This is a genomic window from Mycobacterium nebraskense, from assembly GCF_002102255.1.
GTDB lineage: Bacteria > Actinomycetota > Actinomycetes > Mycobacteriales > Mycobacteriaceae > Mycobacterium > Mycobacterium nebraskense.
Genome location: NZ_LQPH01000066.1, coordinates 179,240 through 194,719, shown reverse-complemented (window position 1 = coordinate 194,719; position 15,480 = coordinate 179,240). Strand labels below are relative to the sequence as shown.

General features: G+C 66.0%; 13 protein-coding genes and 1 pseudogene. 5 read left to right on the top strand and 9 right to left on the bottom strand.

What is annotated here, in order from left to right:
- Positions 1 to 2 precede the first annotated feature (2 nt).
- Positions 3 to 2,171: an elongation factor G-like protein EF-G2 gene (locus tag AWC17_RS07305; RefSeq protein ID WP_046183536.1), complete on the bottom strand. Its 2,169-nt coding sequence runs from the start codon at positions 2,169 to 2,171 to the stop codon at positions 3 to 5.
- 164 nt (positions 2,172 to 2,335) lie between these two features.
- Positions 2,336 to 2,752, bottom strand: a complete 417-nt coding sequence (locus AWC17_RS07300; protein WP_046183535.1) for a TIGR03668 family PPOX class F420-dependent oxidoreductase — start codon at positions 2,750 to 2,752, stop codon at positions 2,336 to 2,338.
- Positions 2,753 to 2,928: 176 nt separating this feature from the next.
- Here AWC17_RS07300 and AWC17_RS07295 point away from each other — a divergent pair, with 176 nt between their 5' ends.
- The 5 genes and pseudogenes from AWC17_RS07295 to AWC17_RS07280 all read left to right on the top strand — a co-directional run bounded on the left by AWC17_RS07295 (position 2,929) and on the right by AWC17_RS07280 (position 8,045).
- Entirely contained in the window at positions 2,929 to 3,978 is a 1,050-nt protein-coding gene (locus AWC17_RS07295) for a S1C family serine protease (protein ID WP_046183534.1), read from the top strand.
- A gap of 121 nt (positions 3,979 to 4,099) precedes the next feature.
- Complete coding sequence (treS, locus tag AWC17_RS07290; RefSeq protein ID WP_046183539.1) at positions 4,100 to 5,872, top strand: maltose alpha-D-glucosyltransferase; 1,773 nt, start codon at positions 4,100 to 4,102, stop codon at positions 5,870 to 5,872.
- Between the two features lies 1 nt (position 5,873).
- Positions 5,874 to 5,972 (top strand): annotated as a pseudogene (locus AWC17_RS34135) (hypothetical protein); the annotation flags it as partial.
- Positions 5,969 to 7,318: a maltokinase N-terminal cap-like domain-containing protein gene (locus AWC17_RS07285; RefSeq protein WP_046183533.1), complete on the top strand. Its 1,350-nt coding sequence runs from the start codon at positions 5,969 to 5,971 to the stop codon at positions 7,316 to 7,318. The pseudogene AWC17_RS34135 and the gene AWC17_RS07285, both read left to right, overlap by 4 nt.
- Positions 7,319 to 7,364: 46 nt before the next feature.
- On the top strand, positions 7,365 to 8,045 hold the full coding sequence (locus tag AWC17_RS07280) for a YoaK family protein (RefSeq protein ID WP_046183532.1): 681 nt from the start codon (positions 7,365 to 7,367) through the stop codon (positions 8,043 to 8,045).
- 61 nt (positions 8,046 to 8,106) lie between these two features.
- Here the strand turns inward: AWC17_RS07280 and ag85C are convergent, their stop codons facing one another.
- The 7 genes from ag85C to AWC17_RS07245 form a co-directional block, all read right to left on the bottom strand.
- Positions 8,107 to 9,138, bottom strand: coding sequence for a diacylglycerol acyltransferase/mycolyltransferase Ag85C (ag85C, locus tag AWC17_RS07275; RefSeq protein WP_046183531.1), 1,032 nt, complete (start codon positions 9,136 to 9,138; stop codon positions 8,107 to 8,109).
- A 233-nt stretch (positions 9,139 to 9,371) separates the two neighbouring features.
- Positions 9,372 to 10,190 (bottom strand): ABC transporter permease, encoded by an 819-nt coding sequence (locus AWC17_RS07270; RefSeq protein WP_046183530.1) that lies wholly within the window; start codon positions 10,188 to 10,190, stop codon positions 9,372 to 9,374.
- Positions 10,180 to 11,010 (bottom strand): ATP-binding cassette domain-containing protein, encoded by an 831-nt coding sequence (locus AWC17_RS07265; protein ID WP_046183529.1) that lies wholly within the window; start codon positions 11,008 to 11,010, stop codon positions 10,180 to 10,182. Before AWC17_RS07265 ends, AWC17_RS07270 begins: the two co-directional genes overlap by 11 nt.
- Positions 11,007 to 11,468: a MarR family winged helix-turn-helix transcriptional regulator gene (locus AWC17_RS07260; RefSeq protein ID WP_046183528.1), complete on the bottom strand. Its 462-nt coding sequence runs from the start codon at positions 11,466 to 11,468 to the stop codon at positions 11,007 to 11,009. The genes AWC17_RS07265 and AWC17_RS07260 overlap by 4 nt, the downstream gene beginning before the upstream one ends.
- A 57-nt stretch (positions 11,469 to 11,525) precedes the next feature.
- On the bottom strand, positions 11,526 to 12,023 hold the full coding sequence (locus AWC17_RS07255; protein ID WP_046183527.1) for a metallophosphoesterase family protein: 498 nt from the start codon (positions 12,021 to 12,023) through the stop codon (positions 11,526 to 11,528).
- Positions 12,024 to 12,045: 22 nt separating this feature from the next.
- Entirely contained in the window at positions 12,046 to 14,964 is a 2,919-nt protein-coding gene (locus AWC17_RS07250) for an MMPL/RND family transporter (RefSeq protein WP_046183526.1), read from the bottom strand.
- Positions 14,961 to 15,392, bottom strand: coding sequence for an MmpS family transport accessory protein (locus AWC17_RS07245; RefSeq protein WP_046183525.1), 432 nt, complete (start codon positions 15,390 to 15,392; stop codon positions 14,961 to 14,963). Before AWC17_RS07245 ends, AWC17_RS07250 begins: the two co-directional genes overlap by 4 nt.
- Positions 15,393 to 15,480 lie beyond the last annotated feature (88 nt).

Here is a 15,480-nt window from a genome sequence, read left to right as displayed (position 1 = left end):
ACTTACACGGTGGCCTTCACCCGGGTGGCCGCGGCTTCGGGCATGGGTTCGTAGCGGGCGAACGTGCGGGTGAAGGACGCGGCCCCGTGGGCCAGTGAGCGCAAGTCGATCGCGTAGCGCGTCAACTCCACCTGCGGCACCTCGGCCTTGACCAACGTGCGTTCGTGGCCCGCGGTGTCGGTGCCGAGCACCCGGCCGCGACGACCCGACAGATCGCCCATCACCGCACCCACGAAGTTGTCGGGCACCAGTACCGAGATCTCGTCGATGGGCTCGAGCAGGCTCACCTTCGTCGCCGCGGCCGCCTCGCGCAGCGCCAGGGAGCCCGCCATCTGGAACGCGAAATCCGAGGAGTCGACGCTGTGCGCCTTGCCGTCGAGCAGCGTGACCCGAACGTCGACCACCGGGTAGCCGGCGTGCACCCCCTTTTCCATCTGCGCGCGCACGCCCTTCTCCACGCTTGGGATGAATTGCCGCGGCACCGCCCCGCCGACCACCTTGTCGAGGAACTCGAATCCGGAGCCCTCCGGCAGCGGCTCCACTTCGATGTCGCACACCGCGTATTGACCGTGCCCGCCGGACTGCTTGACGTGGCGGCCATGGCCTTTCGCCTTGCCGCCGAACGTTTCTCGCAGCGGTACCCGGAGTTCTACGGTGTCGACGGTGACGCCGTACCGGTTGGCCAGCGCGTCGAGAACGACGCCGGCGTGGGCTTCGCCCATGCACCACAACACGATCTGGTGGGTTTCCTGGTTCTGCTCGATCCGCAGCGTCGGGTCCTCGGCGGCCAGCCGCCCCAGCCCGACCGACAGCTTGTCCTCGTCGGTCTTGGCGTGCGCCTGGATCGCGACCGGCAGCAGGGGCTCGGGCATCGTCCACGGTTTCAGCACCAGCGGCTCCGCCTTGTCCGACAGGGTGTCGCCGGTCTCGGCCCGGCTCAGCTTGCCGATCGCGCAGATGTCACCCGCCACCACGGCCGGGGCGGGGCGCTGCTGCTTGCCGAGCGGGAACGCCAAGACTCCGACGCGTTCGTCTTCGTCGTGGTCGGGGTGCGTGCCGCCATGGGAATTGGAGCCGTTGACCGCCCCGAAGAACGACGCAAAATGGCCCGACACATGAACCGTCGTGTCGGGCCTGATGGTCCCGGAGAACACCCGGACCAGGCTGAGCCTTCCGACGTAGGGATCCGACGTCGTCTTCACCACCTCCGCGAGCAGGGGTGCGTTGGCGTCGCAGGTCAGCGTCGCGTGCGGAGCGCCCTGCGGCGTAAACACCTCCGGGAGTGGGTGTTCCATCGGCGACGGGAATCCGCGCGTCGCGACTTCCAGCAGTTCCAGGGTGCCGACGCCGGTGCTACTGCACACCGGGATCACCGGGAAGAACGACCCCCGGGCGACGGCCCGCTCCAGGTCCTCGATGAGCACCGCTTCGTCGATGGACTCACCGCCGAGGTAGCGATCCATCAGCGACTCGTCCTCAGATTCCTCGATGATGCCTTCGATGAGGGTCCCGCGCGCCTCCTCGATCCGGTCGGCGTCGGATGGATCGGACGGCTGTATGGTCCGCTTGCCGTCGGAGTATTGGTAGCGCGTCTGCGACAGCAACCCGATCAGGCCCTCGCAGGACGGCAGGCCGGTCGGCAGGTAGAGCGGTAACACCTTGTCGCCGAATGCGTTCTGCGCGGCGGCCAACGCCTCGGAGTAGTTGGCCCGGGTGTGGTCGAGCTTGGTGATCACCACGGCGCGGGGCATGCCGACCTGATCGCATTCCTGCCACAGCAATTTGGTGGGCTCGTCGACGCCCTCGTTGGCCGCGATCACGAACAGTGCGCAGTCCGCGGCGCGCAAGCCCGCCCGCAACTCGCCGACGAAATCGGCGTACCCGGGCGTGTCGACGAGGTTGATCTTGATGCCGTCGTGCGCCAGGGAGGCGACGGCAAGGCCGACGGACCGCTGTTGGCGGATCTCGGCGTCGTCGTAGTCACAGACTGTGCTGCCATCGGTGACGGAGCCCGCTCTTGTCAGCACCCCACCGGCGACCAACAGCGCCTCGACCAGGGTGGTCTTGCCGCCGCCCGAGGGCCCCACCAGGACGATGTTGCGCACATCGCCGGGACCGTTCGCGGTGGGAGCGGCCGCTGCGCCCTGGGAAGCATTCGCCTTGTCCGCCATGACGTTCCTCCAGTTCTCCCCGTCGCATCGCCGATGGGTGCGCCCTGCGCGGTGTGCCCTAGCTCACAGGGTCCATAAGCAACTTTTCCCCCAACCGCGGCCCAACACAAGGCCACGGGCCGGCCACAATCGCGTCGGCCCGATGGGAAGGGGAGCGCCGCGCGTCAGGCGTGCCAGCTCGACCACCGGCGGACCGCGATCGCGATCACCGGCCCGTCCAGCGGAACGGATTGATACTGAGGGTATTTGGTGCGCAGCAGCCGGTACGCGGACTCCATCACCGCCCCGTCCGTGTGGATGGTGGCGGCACCGTCGACCCGCACCCACCACAAACGGGTCCAATCCTCGGCGTAGTGGTCGACGAGCAGGCTCACCTGGGGCGTCTTTTCGATGTTGGCCAGCCGCCGCAGCCGCCGCGTCGTCTTGGGTTTCGCGTCGACGGCGGTGTAGATCACGTCGGGGGAGTCCAGAGCGACCGCGAATACCACCGGCACCAGGTGGGGGAGGCCGTCAGGCGTGATCGTGGCCAGTCGGGCCACCGGGGATCGGGTGAAGCTGGCCTTGGGGTCGAATTCGCCCACCGTGTCAGCCTAGGCGCCGGTCATCCAGGTTGGCGGGAAACCATTACGGCCGGTCTCCAACCTTGCCACTGCCATGAATAGCTACCTGCATTACGGTTATACAAACAGAATTGTGCCGCCCAGAACCGCACGGCCGGGACAGTTTGGTGTTTACCGCGACGCAGGAAGGTGACGGGATGAGCAAATCGCACCACCGCTCGGTCTGGTGGTCATGGCTGGTCAGCGTGCTGGCTGTGGTCGGCCTGGGCCTCGGTTTGGGCGGCGTGGTTCCGGCGGCTGCATCGCCATTCATCCAGCCACAGGCGCCTCTCGACCCGGCGGCATTGGTCGGCCAGGTGGGACCGCAAGTGGTCAACATCAGCACCAAGTTCGGCTACAACAACGCGGTGGGCGCCGGAACCGGCATCGTCATCGACCCCAACGGTGTCGTGCTGACCAACAACCACGTGATCTCCGGGGCGACGGATATCAGCGCGTTCGACGTCGGCAACGGGCAGACGTACGCCGTTGACGTGGTCGGTTATGACCGCACCCAGGACATCGCGGTGCTGCAACTCCGCGGCGGGGCCGGGCTTCCGACCGCCGCGATCGGCGGCGGGGTCACGGTGGGCGAGCCGGTCGTCGCCATGGGCAACGCCGGCGGGCAGGGCGGGACGCCGAGCGCGGTGTCCGGCAAGGTCGTCGCGCTCAACCAGAGCGTCTCGGCGACCGACACCCTGACCGGCGCCAACGAGTCGCTGGGCGGGCTGATCCAGGCCGACACGCCGATCAGGCCCGGTGACTCCGGCGGTCCGCTGGTCAACAACGCCGGGCAGGTGGTCGGCGTGAATGTGGCCGCCACCGACAATTACAAGATGTCGGGCGGCGGGCAGGGCTTCGCCATCCCGATCGGCCACGCGATGGGCGTGGCAGGGCAGATCAGGTCGGGTGCCGGCTCGAACACCGTGCACATCGGCCCGACCGCGTTCCTTGGTCTGGGCGTGACCGACAACGGCAACGGCGCGCGCGTCGAACGTGTGGTCACCTCCGGTCCCGCGGCGGCAGCCGGGATCTCGCCCGGTGACGTCATCACCGCTGTCGACAACGTCCCGATCAACGGCGCCACGTCGATGACGGAGGTGCTCGTGCCGCACCACCCGGGGGACACCATCGCGGTGCACTACCGCGATGCCGGGGGTGGCGACCGCACCACGAACGTGACGCTGGCGGACGGACCTCCGGCCTGACACCCGCGCCGATGATGCGTGACTGGCCGTCAATCCGGTTGGCGCCAGGCGTGTTTCGTCACATGTCGGCGGGCGTGATTCCGAATGTCGCGCCTCGGGTACCCGTGGCAGCGTGGATTTGATGAACGACGCAAGAGAAGCTGTCGAGCACCATCCCGCAGGGGGCAGCCACGTCCAGGACGGTGTCGTCGAGCACCCCGAGTCCGATGACTTCGACAACGCCGCCGCGCTACCCACCGACCGGACGTGGTTCAAGCACGCCGTTTTCTACGAGGTGCTGGTCCGGGCGTTCTTCGACGACAACGCGGACGGGTCGGGTGACCTGCGCGGACTCCTGGGGCGCCTGGACTACCTGCAGTGGCTGGGTATCGACTGCATCTGGCTGCCCCCCTTCTACGATTCGCCGCTCCGCGACGGCGGTTACGACATCCGGGACTTCTACAAGGTGCTGCCCGAGTTCGGCACGGTCGAGGACTTCGTCGCGCTGCTCAACGCCGCGCACGAGCGGGGCATCCGGGTCATCACCGACCTGGTCATGAACCACACCTCGGAGTCGCACCCCTGGTTCCAGGAGTCGCGGCACGATCCGGACGGCCCGTACGGCGACTTCTACGTGTGGAGTGACACCAGCGACAAGTACACCGACGCCCGGATCATCTTCGTGGACACGGAGGAGTCCAACTGGACCTTCGATCCGGTGCGCCGCCAGTTCTACTGGCACCGGTTCTTCTCCCACCAGCCGGATCTGAACTACGACAACCCGGCCGTGCAGGAGGCCATGATCGACGTTCTTCGCTTCTGGCTCGGGCTGGGCATCGACGGGTTCCGGCTGGACGCGGTGCCCTACCTGTTCGAGCGGGAGGGCACCAACTGCGAGAACCTGCCCGAGACACACGCCTTCCTCAAGCGTGTCCGCAAGGTCGTCGACGACGAATTCCCGGGCCGGGTGCTGCTCGCCGAGGCCAACCAGTGGCCCGCCGATGTCGTCGAGTACTTCGGCGACACCAGCACCGGCGGCGACGAATGCCACATGGCGTTCCACTTTCCGCTGATGCCGCGCATCTTCATGGCGGTTCGCCGGGAGTCGCGCATTCCGATCTCGGAGATTTTGGCGCAAACGCCGGAAATCCCCGACATCGCGCAATGGGGAATCTTCCTGCGCAACCATGACGAGTTGACGCTGGAGATGGTCACCGACGAAGAGCGCGACTACATGTACTCCGAGTACGCCAAGGATCCGCGGATGAAGGCGAACGTCGGAATCCGCCGCCGCCTGGCACCGCTACTGGACAACGACCGCAACCAGATCGAGCTGTTCACCGCACTGCTCCTGTCGCTGCCCGGCTCACCGGTCCTGTACTACGGCGACGAGATCGGCATGGGCGACGTCATCTGGTTGGGGGATCGCGACGGGGTGCGCACCCCGATGCAGTGGACACCGGACCGCAACGCCGGGTTCTCCAAGGCCAACCCGGGCCGGCTCTACCTGCCGGCCAGCCAGGACTCGGTCTACGGGTATCAGGCCGTCAACGTGGAGGCCCAACGCGACACCTCCACGTCGCTGCTCAACTTCACGCGCATGATGCTGACCGTGCGGCGCCGCCACGAGGCCTTCGCGATCGGCGTATTCGAGGAGCTGGGGGGCTCCAACCCGTCGGTGCTGGCGTTCGTGCGCCAGGCGCCCGACGACGGCGACACGGTGTTGTGCGTCAACAACCTGTCGCGGTTCCCGCAGCCGATCGAGCTGAATCTGCAGCACTGGAGCGGTTGCACGCCGGTGGAACTGACCGGGCACGTCCAATTTCCGCGGATCGGGCACCTGCCCTACCTGCTGACATTGCCGGGACACGGTTTCTACTGGTTCCAGCTGACCGCATGTGCGGAGGACGCATGACCGCGCCGGCGACGATGCAGTGGGGGTACGCCCCCACAAGTGGGAGGGACCCCCACCCGCTTGCGGGGGACGAAGCGATGGGGAGGAGCGGCGCAAATGACTGAGCCAGCCAAGTTGCCCTGGTCGGACTGGCTCCCACACCAACGGTGGTACGCCGGACGTAACCGGGAACTGACCTCCACCGAGGCCGCCGTGGTCGTCCCGCTCCAGGATGATCTCGACCTGGTGCTGGTCGACGCCCGATACGCCGACGGCTCGTCCGAGCGCTACCAGGTGATCGTGCGGTGGGATATCGCGCCGGTCTCCGAGTACAGCACCGTGGCCACCATCGGCGCCGCCGGCGACCGCACAGGTTTTGACGGCCTGTACGACACCGACGCGCCGCAGTTTCTGCTGTCCTTGATCGGCTCGTCGGCCGTTCGTGCGGCGTCCGGCACCGAAGTGAGGTTCGTCAAGGAACCCGACGTCGAGCTGCCGCTGGAGGCGCGGCCGCACGTCTCCGACGCCGAACAGAGCAACACCAGCGTGATCTTCGACCGCGACGCGATCTTCAAGGCGTTCCGCCGGGTCAGCAGCGGCATCAATCCGGATATCGAACTGAACCGGGTGCTGGGCCGGGCCGGTAACCCGCATGTGGCCCGGCTGCTCGGCACCTACGAGATTGCCGGCCCGGACGGCACGGCCGACACGGCCTGGCCGCTCGGCATGGTGACGGAGTTCGCGTCCAACGCCGCGGAAGGGTGGGCGATGGCCACCGCCAGCGTTCGCGACCTGTTCGCTGAGGGCGATCTGTACGCCTACGAAGTCGGCGGTGACTTCGCCGGTGAATCCTGCCGGCTCGGGGAGGCCGTGGCGTCCGTGCACGCCACCCTGGCCGAATCCCTCGGAACGGCGCAGTCGACTTTCCCGGTGGACACTGTGCTGGCGCGGCTGTCGTCGACCGTGGCGAAGGTGCCCGAGCTGCAGGAGTACGCGGCGACCATCGAGGAGCGCTTCTCCAAACTCACGGGCGGGGCGATCACCGTCCAGCGGGTGCACGGCGACCTGCACCTCGGTCAGGTGCTGCGCACGCCCGAAAGCTGGCTGCTGATCGACTTCGAGGGCGAACCGGGGCAGCCGCTCGATGAGCGCCGGGCGCCGGATTCACCGTTGCGGGACGTGGCCGGTGTGCTGCGGTCCTTCGAGTACGCCGCATACGGCGAGCTGGTGGACCAGGCGGCCGACAAGCAACTGGCCGCGCGCGCCCGGGAATGGGTCGAGCGCAACCGGACCGCGTTCTGCGAGGGCTACGCCGCCGCGTCGGGGGCCGACCCGCGCGATTCGGCCGAGCTGCTGGCCGCCTACGAACTCGACAAGGCCGTGTATGAGGCCGGCTACGAGGCGCGGCACCGGCCCGGTTGGCTGCCGATCCCGCTGCGCTCCATCGCCCGGCTCACCGCCTCATAGCAAATTCTGGTCTGCGAGTAACACGGGCGTCTGGAACCATGTCCGTGTGACAAAGGAGATCTTCGACAGCGAGGCCCGGTTGTCCTGGGTGCTGGCAGGGCTGGCCGGTGTCTTGGGGGCGACGGCTTTCACTCACTCCGCCGGATACTTCGTGACCTTCATGACCGGAAATGCCCAGCGCGCCGCGCTCGGATACTTCCGGGGCGATGTCGTGCTCTCCGTCAGCGCGGGACTGCTGATTGTGTGCTTCGTCGGCGGCGTGGTTGTCGCATCGGTGTGCCGACGGCATTTCTGGGTGGCGCACCCCCACGGGCCGACCGTGCTCACCACCTTCAGCCTGTTCGCCGCCACCGTGGTGGACGTCATCGACGAAGGATGGGAAGAGAATTTCCTTGATTTCGCGCCGATCACGTTGGTGGCCTTCGGCATTGGCTCTTTGAACACGTCATTCGTCAAGGACGGCGAGGTGTCGGTGCCCTTGAGTTATGTGACCGGAACGCTGGTCAAGATGGGCCAGGGCATCGAACGCCACATCGCCGGTGGAACGGTGGCCGACTGGCTGGGCTACTTTCTGCTGTTCTCCAGCTTTGTCGTGGGCGCCACGGTGGGAGGCTTGATCAGCTTGGCCGTCAACGGGACGTGGATGCTGGTGGTCGCTTCGGCTGTGTGCGCGTTGACAACCGGCTATACGTACTTTCACCAGGACCGCCGCGCCCTGCTGGACTAAACCCAAAGCATCGGCAGCAGCGCTGACCGGTGCGCTGCTGCCGATGCTGGCTTGGAGGGTTTCAGGCGGTCGGTTGCGCCGGTTGCGCCGGTTGGGCGGTGGTGTTGCTGGCCAGCAGCACCTGCTGGATGTCGGGCTTCATGGCGAGCAGCTGCTGGTTCCAGTAGGGCCACGAGTGTGTCCCGTTGGCCGGGAAGTTGAACGTGCCATTGCGTCCGCCCGCGGCCGCGTAGCTGTTCTGGAACTGCTGGTTGGTCCGCAGCGTGAGGCCTTCCAGGAACTTGGCCGGCATGTTGTCGCCGCCGAGGTCGCTGGGGGTCCCGTTGCCGCAGTAGACCCAGATCCGGGTGTTGTTGGCGACCAGCCGCGGAATCTGGAGCATCGGGTCGTTGCGCTTCCACGCCGGGTCAGTGGAGGGACCCCACATGCTGTTGGCGTTGTAGCCGCCCGAGTCGCTCATCGCCAGCCCGATCAGCGTCGGCCACCAGCCCTCGGACGGGTTGAGGAAGCCCGACAGTGAGGCGGCGTAAGGGAATTGCTGCGGGTAGTACGCGGCCAGGATCAGCGCGGAGCCGCCGGACATCGACAGGCCCACCGCCGCGTTGCCGGCCGGCGAGATCTGCTTGTTGGCCTGCAGCCACAGTGGCATTTCCTGGGTCAGGAACGTCTCCCACTTGTAGGTGTAGTTCTGACCGTTGCCCGACGACGGCTGGTACCAGTTGCTGTAGAAGCTGGACTGGCCGCCGACCGGCATCACCACCGACAGGCCGGATTGGTAGAACTCCTCGAAGGCCGGGGTGTTGATGTCCCAGCCGTTGTAGTCGTCCTGGGCGCGCAGACCGTCGAGCAGGTACACCGCGTGCGGTCCGCCACCTTCGAACTGGACCTTGATGTTGCGGCCCATCGACGGTGACGGCACCTCCAGGTATTCGACCGGAAGCCCCGGCTTCGAGAACGCCCCCGCGGTAGCCGAGCCACCGGCGGCAGTGATGAGGCCGGACATCAGGGCAGCCCCCACCGCCGCGACCGCCAGTTGCCGCGGCAGGGTTGCCGCGGCGCCACGCAACTTCCGCAACTCTTCGAAGAACTTCATAGCTCTCTACCCATCCCAACTTTCATCTGCCGTGTGCGGCGGTCGAATCCGTTCGCTGGGCAGTGAAACACGGGGGGAGGGCGCAAATCGCCTGTCAGGGCCGGAGCTTCACATCGCGGTTGGCTAACGATTGGGAGTCGGGCGGAAATCGTCACCGTTAGGTCACGATTGGCTATCGAAACGCGCGCTGGCCTACCCGGCCGGCAGCGCATCGGCTATGGCGTCGCGGTGTCCTAGGCGACGAGCCGGCGCAATAGCGTTGAGGCCGTGGCGATTCCGAGCGCCGCGGCCAGCACCAGCACGACGATGTCCATCGGATTGAAGGGCGTGCCGATGAGAAGTCCGCGTAATGCGTCGACCTCGTAACTGAGCGGGTTGACCCTGCTCAGCACGCGCAGCCACCCCGGCATCACGTCGACCGGGTACAACGCGTTGGAGGCGAAGAACAGCGGCATGGTGATGGCCTGGCCGATTCCCATCAGGCGATCGCGATTGCGCACCAGGCCGGCCAGTGTCATCGACAGGCAGGCGAAGAACGCGGCGCCGAGCATGACGACGGCCATCGCCGCCACAATGCGCAGGGGGTTGACCGTCAGGCCGACATTCATCAGATACGCCAACGCCATCACGCCGACCACCTGGGCGACCGACCGGACCCCGGCCGCGAACGCCTTGCCGGTTATCAGCGCCGAAGCGGGCGCCGGCGTCACCATCAGCTTGGCCAGGACTCCGGCGTCTCGATCCCAAATGATTTGTATCCCATAGAAAATGGAGATGAACAGCGCGGACTGGGCGATGATCCCCGGCGCCAGGAAGGCCAGGTACGACACCGATCCGGTCTGGATGACGTGCAGGTGGCTGAAGGTAGTCCCGAAGATCAACAGCCACAGCGCCGGCTGCACCATCCGGGTGACGAGTTCGGTCCTGTCGTGCTGCAGCTTCTGCATCTCGACGATCGCGAACGCGCCGATGCGGCTGAACACGGCGCCGACTCGTTGCCATCCTCTGGGTGCGCGGACCAAGGTGCCTGGCATGGCGCTATCAACCGACACGGCGCGCGACCTTTCTGGCAGAACGGATTTCGCGGAACGATCCCGCCGGCTCCGATGACGCCGCTTCCTCCTCCAAGCCCGAGGCCGCGTAGTGGCGGAACACGTCCTCTAGGGTCGCGTGCGGCGACACCGTCGACTTCAACTTGGCCGGAGTGCCCACCGCTCGCAACTCGCCGTGGTGCATCAGCGCGACGCGATCGCACAACGCGTCGGCCTCCTCCATGTAGTGGGTGGTCAGCAGCACGGTCATACCGAACTGCGCCTGCATCCTCTGCACCTGTGCCCAGACGCCATCGCGCGCGATCGGGTCCAGCCCGACGGTCGGTTCGTCGAGAACGAGCAGCGATGGGCGGTTCACCAGCGCCTGCGCCACCTCGAGGCGACGGACCATGCCGCCGGAATACGCCGCTGCCAGCCGGTCGGCCACGTCGAGCAGGTCCATCGCGGTCAGCGCCCGCTCGGCCCGGTCGGAACGCTCGGCCCGGGGCACACCGTAGAGCCGCGCGAACCACTCGACGTTCTGCCGGCCGGTCAGTGCGGGCTCGATCGAGAGTTGTTGCGGCACATAGCCGATATTGCTGCGGATGTCGGTGGTTTGGCGACGGGCATCCAGCCCGAAGACGCGCAGCTCGCCGTGCTGCACGGGGGCCAGCGTGGTGAGCATTCGGACCACGGTCGTCTTCCCGGCGCCATTCGGGCCGAGCAGGCCCATGGTTTCGCCGGGACGCACCTGCAACGCCACGTCGTTGACGGCGGTGAACTGGCCATACCGGTAGGTCAGGTGCCTCGCGTCGATCGCCAGCGGCAGTGATCCGCTCATGATCGTCGCTCCTGCAGTGTTTGGGTCATCGTCTCTATGACCTCCAATCCTCTTGTCAAAGCCTCGATTTGATCGTCGTCAAGCTCGGCGAGCACCTCCGCCAGGACCGCTCGCCGCGCGGCGCGAGACGCGTCGACGATCTGTTGGGCGGGTTCGGCGAGGTGTAGCCGGCCGACCCGGCGGTCCGTGTCGCCGACGGTCCGGATGAGCAATCCCCCGGACACCAGCTTCGAGACCAGGGTCGAGGCGGTGTTGGGGGCCAGCCCCAGCTCGGCGGCGGCGGTGTTGACCGAGATGCCGGGTTGCCGGTTCACCAGCCACAACAGCTCGGACTGCGACTCGGTCAGCCGGGACGAGTCGAAGCCGCGGCCGGCCGACCGTCGCAGTTGCCGGCGAAATCTGCCCACGACGCGGAACACCTCGGTGACCACATCGGTACTTGCCTTCACCCTTTCCATAATACCTCTGTAGCCGAGCTATCTATGTGAGGAAGCTGTGCAGAAGGTATGTACCCGCTACTTCAGGAGGCGATGCAGGACCACGTCTGCGAGGGCCCCGTCGTCGACATGGGCGGTCATGTAGGTGCAGGAGGGCTGCCGGCGGCGATCCGTCGGCGAGCCCGGGTTGAGTAGACGCAACCCGGTGTGGGTGGTGGTGTCCCAGGGGATGTGGCTGTGCCCGAACACCAGGACCTGGGTGTCGGGGTACAGCCGCGACATCCGGGCTTCGCGACCCGTCGTCGCGCCGGTCTCGTGCACGACCGTGAAACGCACACCCGCCAGGGTTACGTCCGCCCGTTCGGGCAGCCGCGCCCGCAAAGCGGGACCGTCGTTGTTTCCCCAGCAGGCCACCAGCCGGGCCGACCTGCTTTCGAGTTCGTCGAGCAATTCGGAGACCACCCAGTCGCCGGCGTGCACGACAACGTCGGCCGCATCCACCTCATCCCAAACCCGTGCGGGTAGGTCGCGGGCGCGTTTGGGGACGTGGGTATCGGAGATCAGCAGCAGCCGCACAGCCCCATCTTGCGCCCGCGGCTCACCTCGCCGTAGAAGCCGTGGCTTTTTCAGGCTTGGTGGTTGGCGCGTCGGCCTCCTCGCCCAGCAGAAGAGAACGAACGAGGCGACGCGGCCCGAAGGGCCGCAGCATGGAGCTGGCCGGGCGGGGCCGCACGCGCAGCGGCCACCAGAACCAACGCCCCAGCAGCGCCGCGATCGACGGCGTCATCAACGAGCGCACAATCAACGTGTCGAACAGCAGGCCAAGGCCAATCGTGCTGCCGGCCTGGCCGATCGAGCGCAGGTCGCTGGCAACCATCGACATCATCGTGAACGCGAAGACCAGGCCCGCCGCCGTGACGACGCCGCCGGTCTCACCCATCGAGCGGATGATGCCGGTCCGCAGCCCCGCGCCGATCTCCTCCTGGAACCGCGACACCAGCAGCAGGTTGTAGTCGGATCCGACGGCCAGCAGGATGATCAACCCGAACACCGGCGCGATCCAGTTCAAGTCCAGGCCCAAGAGGTGTTGCCACACCAGCACCGAGAGCCCGAAGGCGGCACCCAGCGACAGCAGCACCGTGCCGACGATCACCATGGATGCGACGAGCGCACGCGTGATGATCACCATCACGACGAAGATCAGCGTCAGCGCCGCGAGTCCCACGATCAGCAGGTCATAATGCGAGCCCGACTGGATGTCGCGATAGATCGCCGCCGTCCCGGCGAGGTAGAACTTGGCGCCGGTCAGGGTCGTCCCCTTCACCGCTTGATGCGCGGCCGCCAGTTCCGGCAAGACCGCGGAAATGCCCGCCGGCGTGGCCGGGTCCGCATCGTGGGTGATGATAAAGCGCGCGGCCTTGCCGTCCGGCGACAGGAACAGCTTCAGGCCACGCTGAAAGTCGGGATTCTGGAACGCCTCCGGCGGCAGGTAGAAGTAGTCGCCACTCCGTGAAGCGTCGAACGCCTGACCCATCGCGCTCGCCGTATCGGTCATCTGCGCCATTTGGGTGACCAGACCGGAGAAGCTGCTGTGCATCGTGAGCAGAGTCCCCTGCATCGACTTGGCGACGGCGATGATCGGCGGGAACTCGGCGAGCATCTGAGGCATTATCGCGTCAACGTTGTTCACATCTTTGATCAGCGTGCTCATGTTCTCGCTGAACTTGTCCACACCGTCGATCGCCTCGAACACCGACCTCGAAGCCCAGCACACCGGGATGTTGAAACAGTGTGGTTCCCAATACAGATAGCTGCGGAACGGCCGCGCGAAATCATCGAAATCCGCCAGGTGGTCGCGCATCTCGTCCAGGGTGGCCTGCATCTCGTGCATGTCGCCGACCATGTGATGAGTCGCGCCGCTCATCTGCCCGAGCAAGCCCTGCATCCGCTGCATCGAGATGATCATGGCGCCGAGATCGTCGCTCATCTTGAGCATGTCGTCCGTGCGATCCCTCATGAATTGCAGGTTCTGCTGGATCGGGATCGATTGCGCACTGATCTGGAACGGTATGGAAGTGTGCTCAATCGGCCCACCCAACGGCCGGGTGATGCTCTGCACCATCGCGATTCCGGGCGAACGAAAGACCTCTTTGGCTAGCCGGTCCAGGATGATCATGTCGCCGCTGTTCCGCATGTCGTGATCGCTTTCGATCATCAGGATGTCGGGATTCATTGTGGCGGCACTGAAATGGCGCTCCGCGGCCGCATATCCGACATTCGACGGCAGGTTTCCGGGGATGTAATAGCGGTCGTTGTAGCTCACCTTCATGCTCGGCACCATGAGGATGCCGACCAGGGCGATGACCAGCGAGGCCGCAAACACCGCACCCGGCCAACGCACCGTAGCGGTGCCGACGCGCCGCCACCCACGCGTCTTGATCATCCGCCTCGGGTCGAGCAAACCGAACCGGCTGGCCACCGCGACAACGGCAGGTGCCGCGGTCATCGCTCCCGCGACGACGACAAGCAGCCCCAAAGCGGACGGAATGCCCAGTGCCTTGAAATACGACAGTCGCGCCAGGTGGAGGCAGAAGGTAGCCCCGGCGATGGTCAACCCCGAGCCCAAGATGATGTGAGAGGTCCCACGGAACATCGTGTACCAGGCCGTTTCTCGATCCTGACCCGCCTGACGAGCCTCCTGGTAGCGACCGATGAGAAAGATCGCGTAATCGGTTCCCGCCGCAATGGCCAGGGACGACAGCATGGCGACGACGAACGTAGAAAATCCCAACAGCTCGTTGTTTCCGAGCAGCGCGACCAACCCTCTGGCCGTGCCCATCTCGAAACCGACCATGACGAGCACCAGGAGCACCGTGCTGATGGAACGGTAGGCGATGAAAAGCATGATCATGATGACCACACCCGTCACGCCCATCATCTTGAACATGCTCTTATCGGCGGCTTCGTTCATGTCCGTCGTCAACGGTGCCGGGCCGGTGACGTAGACCTTGAGCCCTTGGGGCGGCGCTGACTTGTCGACGACCTTCCGTATCGCGTCGACGGATTCGTTGCCTTCGGTGCTGCCCTGATTGCCGGCCAGGTTGAGTTGGACGTAGGCGGCTTTGCCGTCGCGGCTCTGAACGCCGGCGGCGGTGAGTGGATCTCCCCACACGTTCTGGACGTGCTGCACGTGCTTGGGATCGGCCTGCAGCTTCTTCACCAAGCCGTCGTAGTAACGATGGGCCTCGTCGCCGAGTGGTTGATTGCTCTCAAGGACAATCATCGCGATGCTGTCGGAGTCCGACTCGTGGAAGGTTGCGCCGATGCGTTTGGCGGCGATCATCGCCGGCGCATCTTGAGGAGACATTGTCACCGCGTGGTTGCGTGCGACCGACTCGATCGGCGGCACAAGCACATTCAGGGCGACGGTCAGTAGGAGCCATCCGATGATGATGGGCCAGGCAAACCTGCGGACGAACCGCATGAATTTCGGACGGACGTCGTTATCGGTGTTCATGCGGCCTTCACCAAACACGAAGTCTGCGCGTGCCGCCCAGCCGTGGATCGCTCGTCCTTGACCACGCCATTGACGGTGATGCGGCACCCGATGTCGTCGCTGTTGCCTTGTGCCACCAGGCTGGCGATCACGGCGGGCACCGTTGTGGTGACCGTGAAGGTCCACGGCAGCGTCGTGAAGTCCACCTGTTCCGGCTGCGCGTTCTTGTCGAGGTAGCTCACGCTTCCTGTTGTGCCGCTAGGGCCGTAAACCTCGTAGGTCACCCGCTTGATGTGCGAGGGTTCGAGTGGTTCGGCGCTGCTGCCCGTCGCGGTAAAGATGGCGTCGGAGCCGAAAACACCGCGCAACCGCTCGACGGTAATGCCACCGAGCACGACCGCCACCACGACCACGAACGGCACCCAAGCCCGTTTGAGAAACGTGGACACTGACGTTTCCTTTCACTCGCGACCTGGTCTTCTGGTACGGAGTCTCAGCCCGCATCGCCGCAGCCAATAGGGCCATTTGGCCCGCACC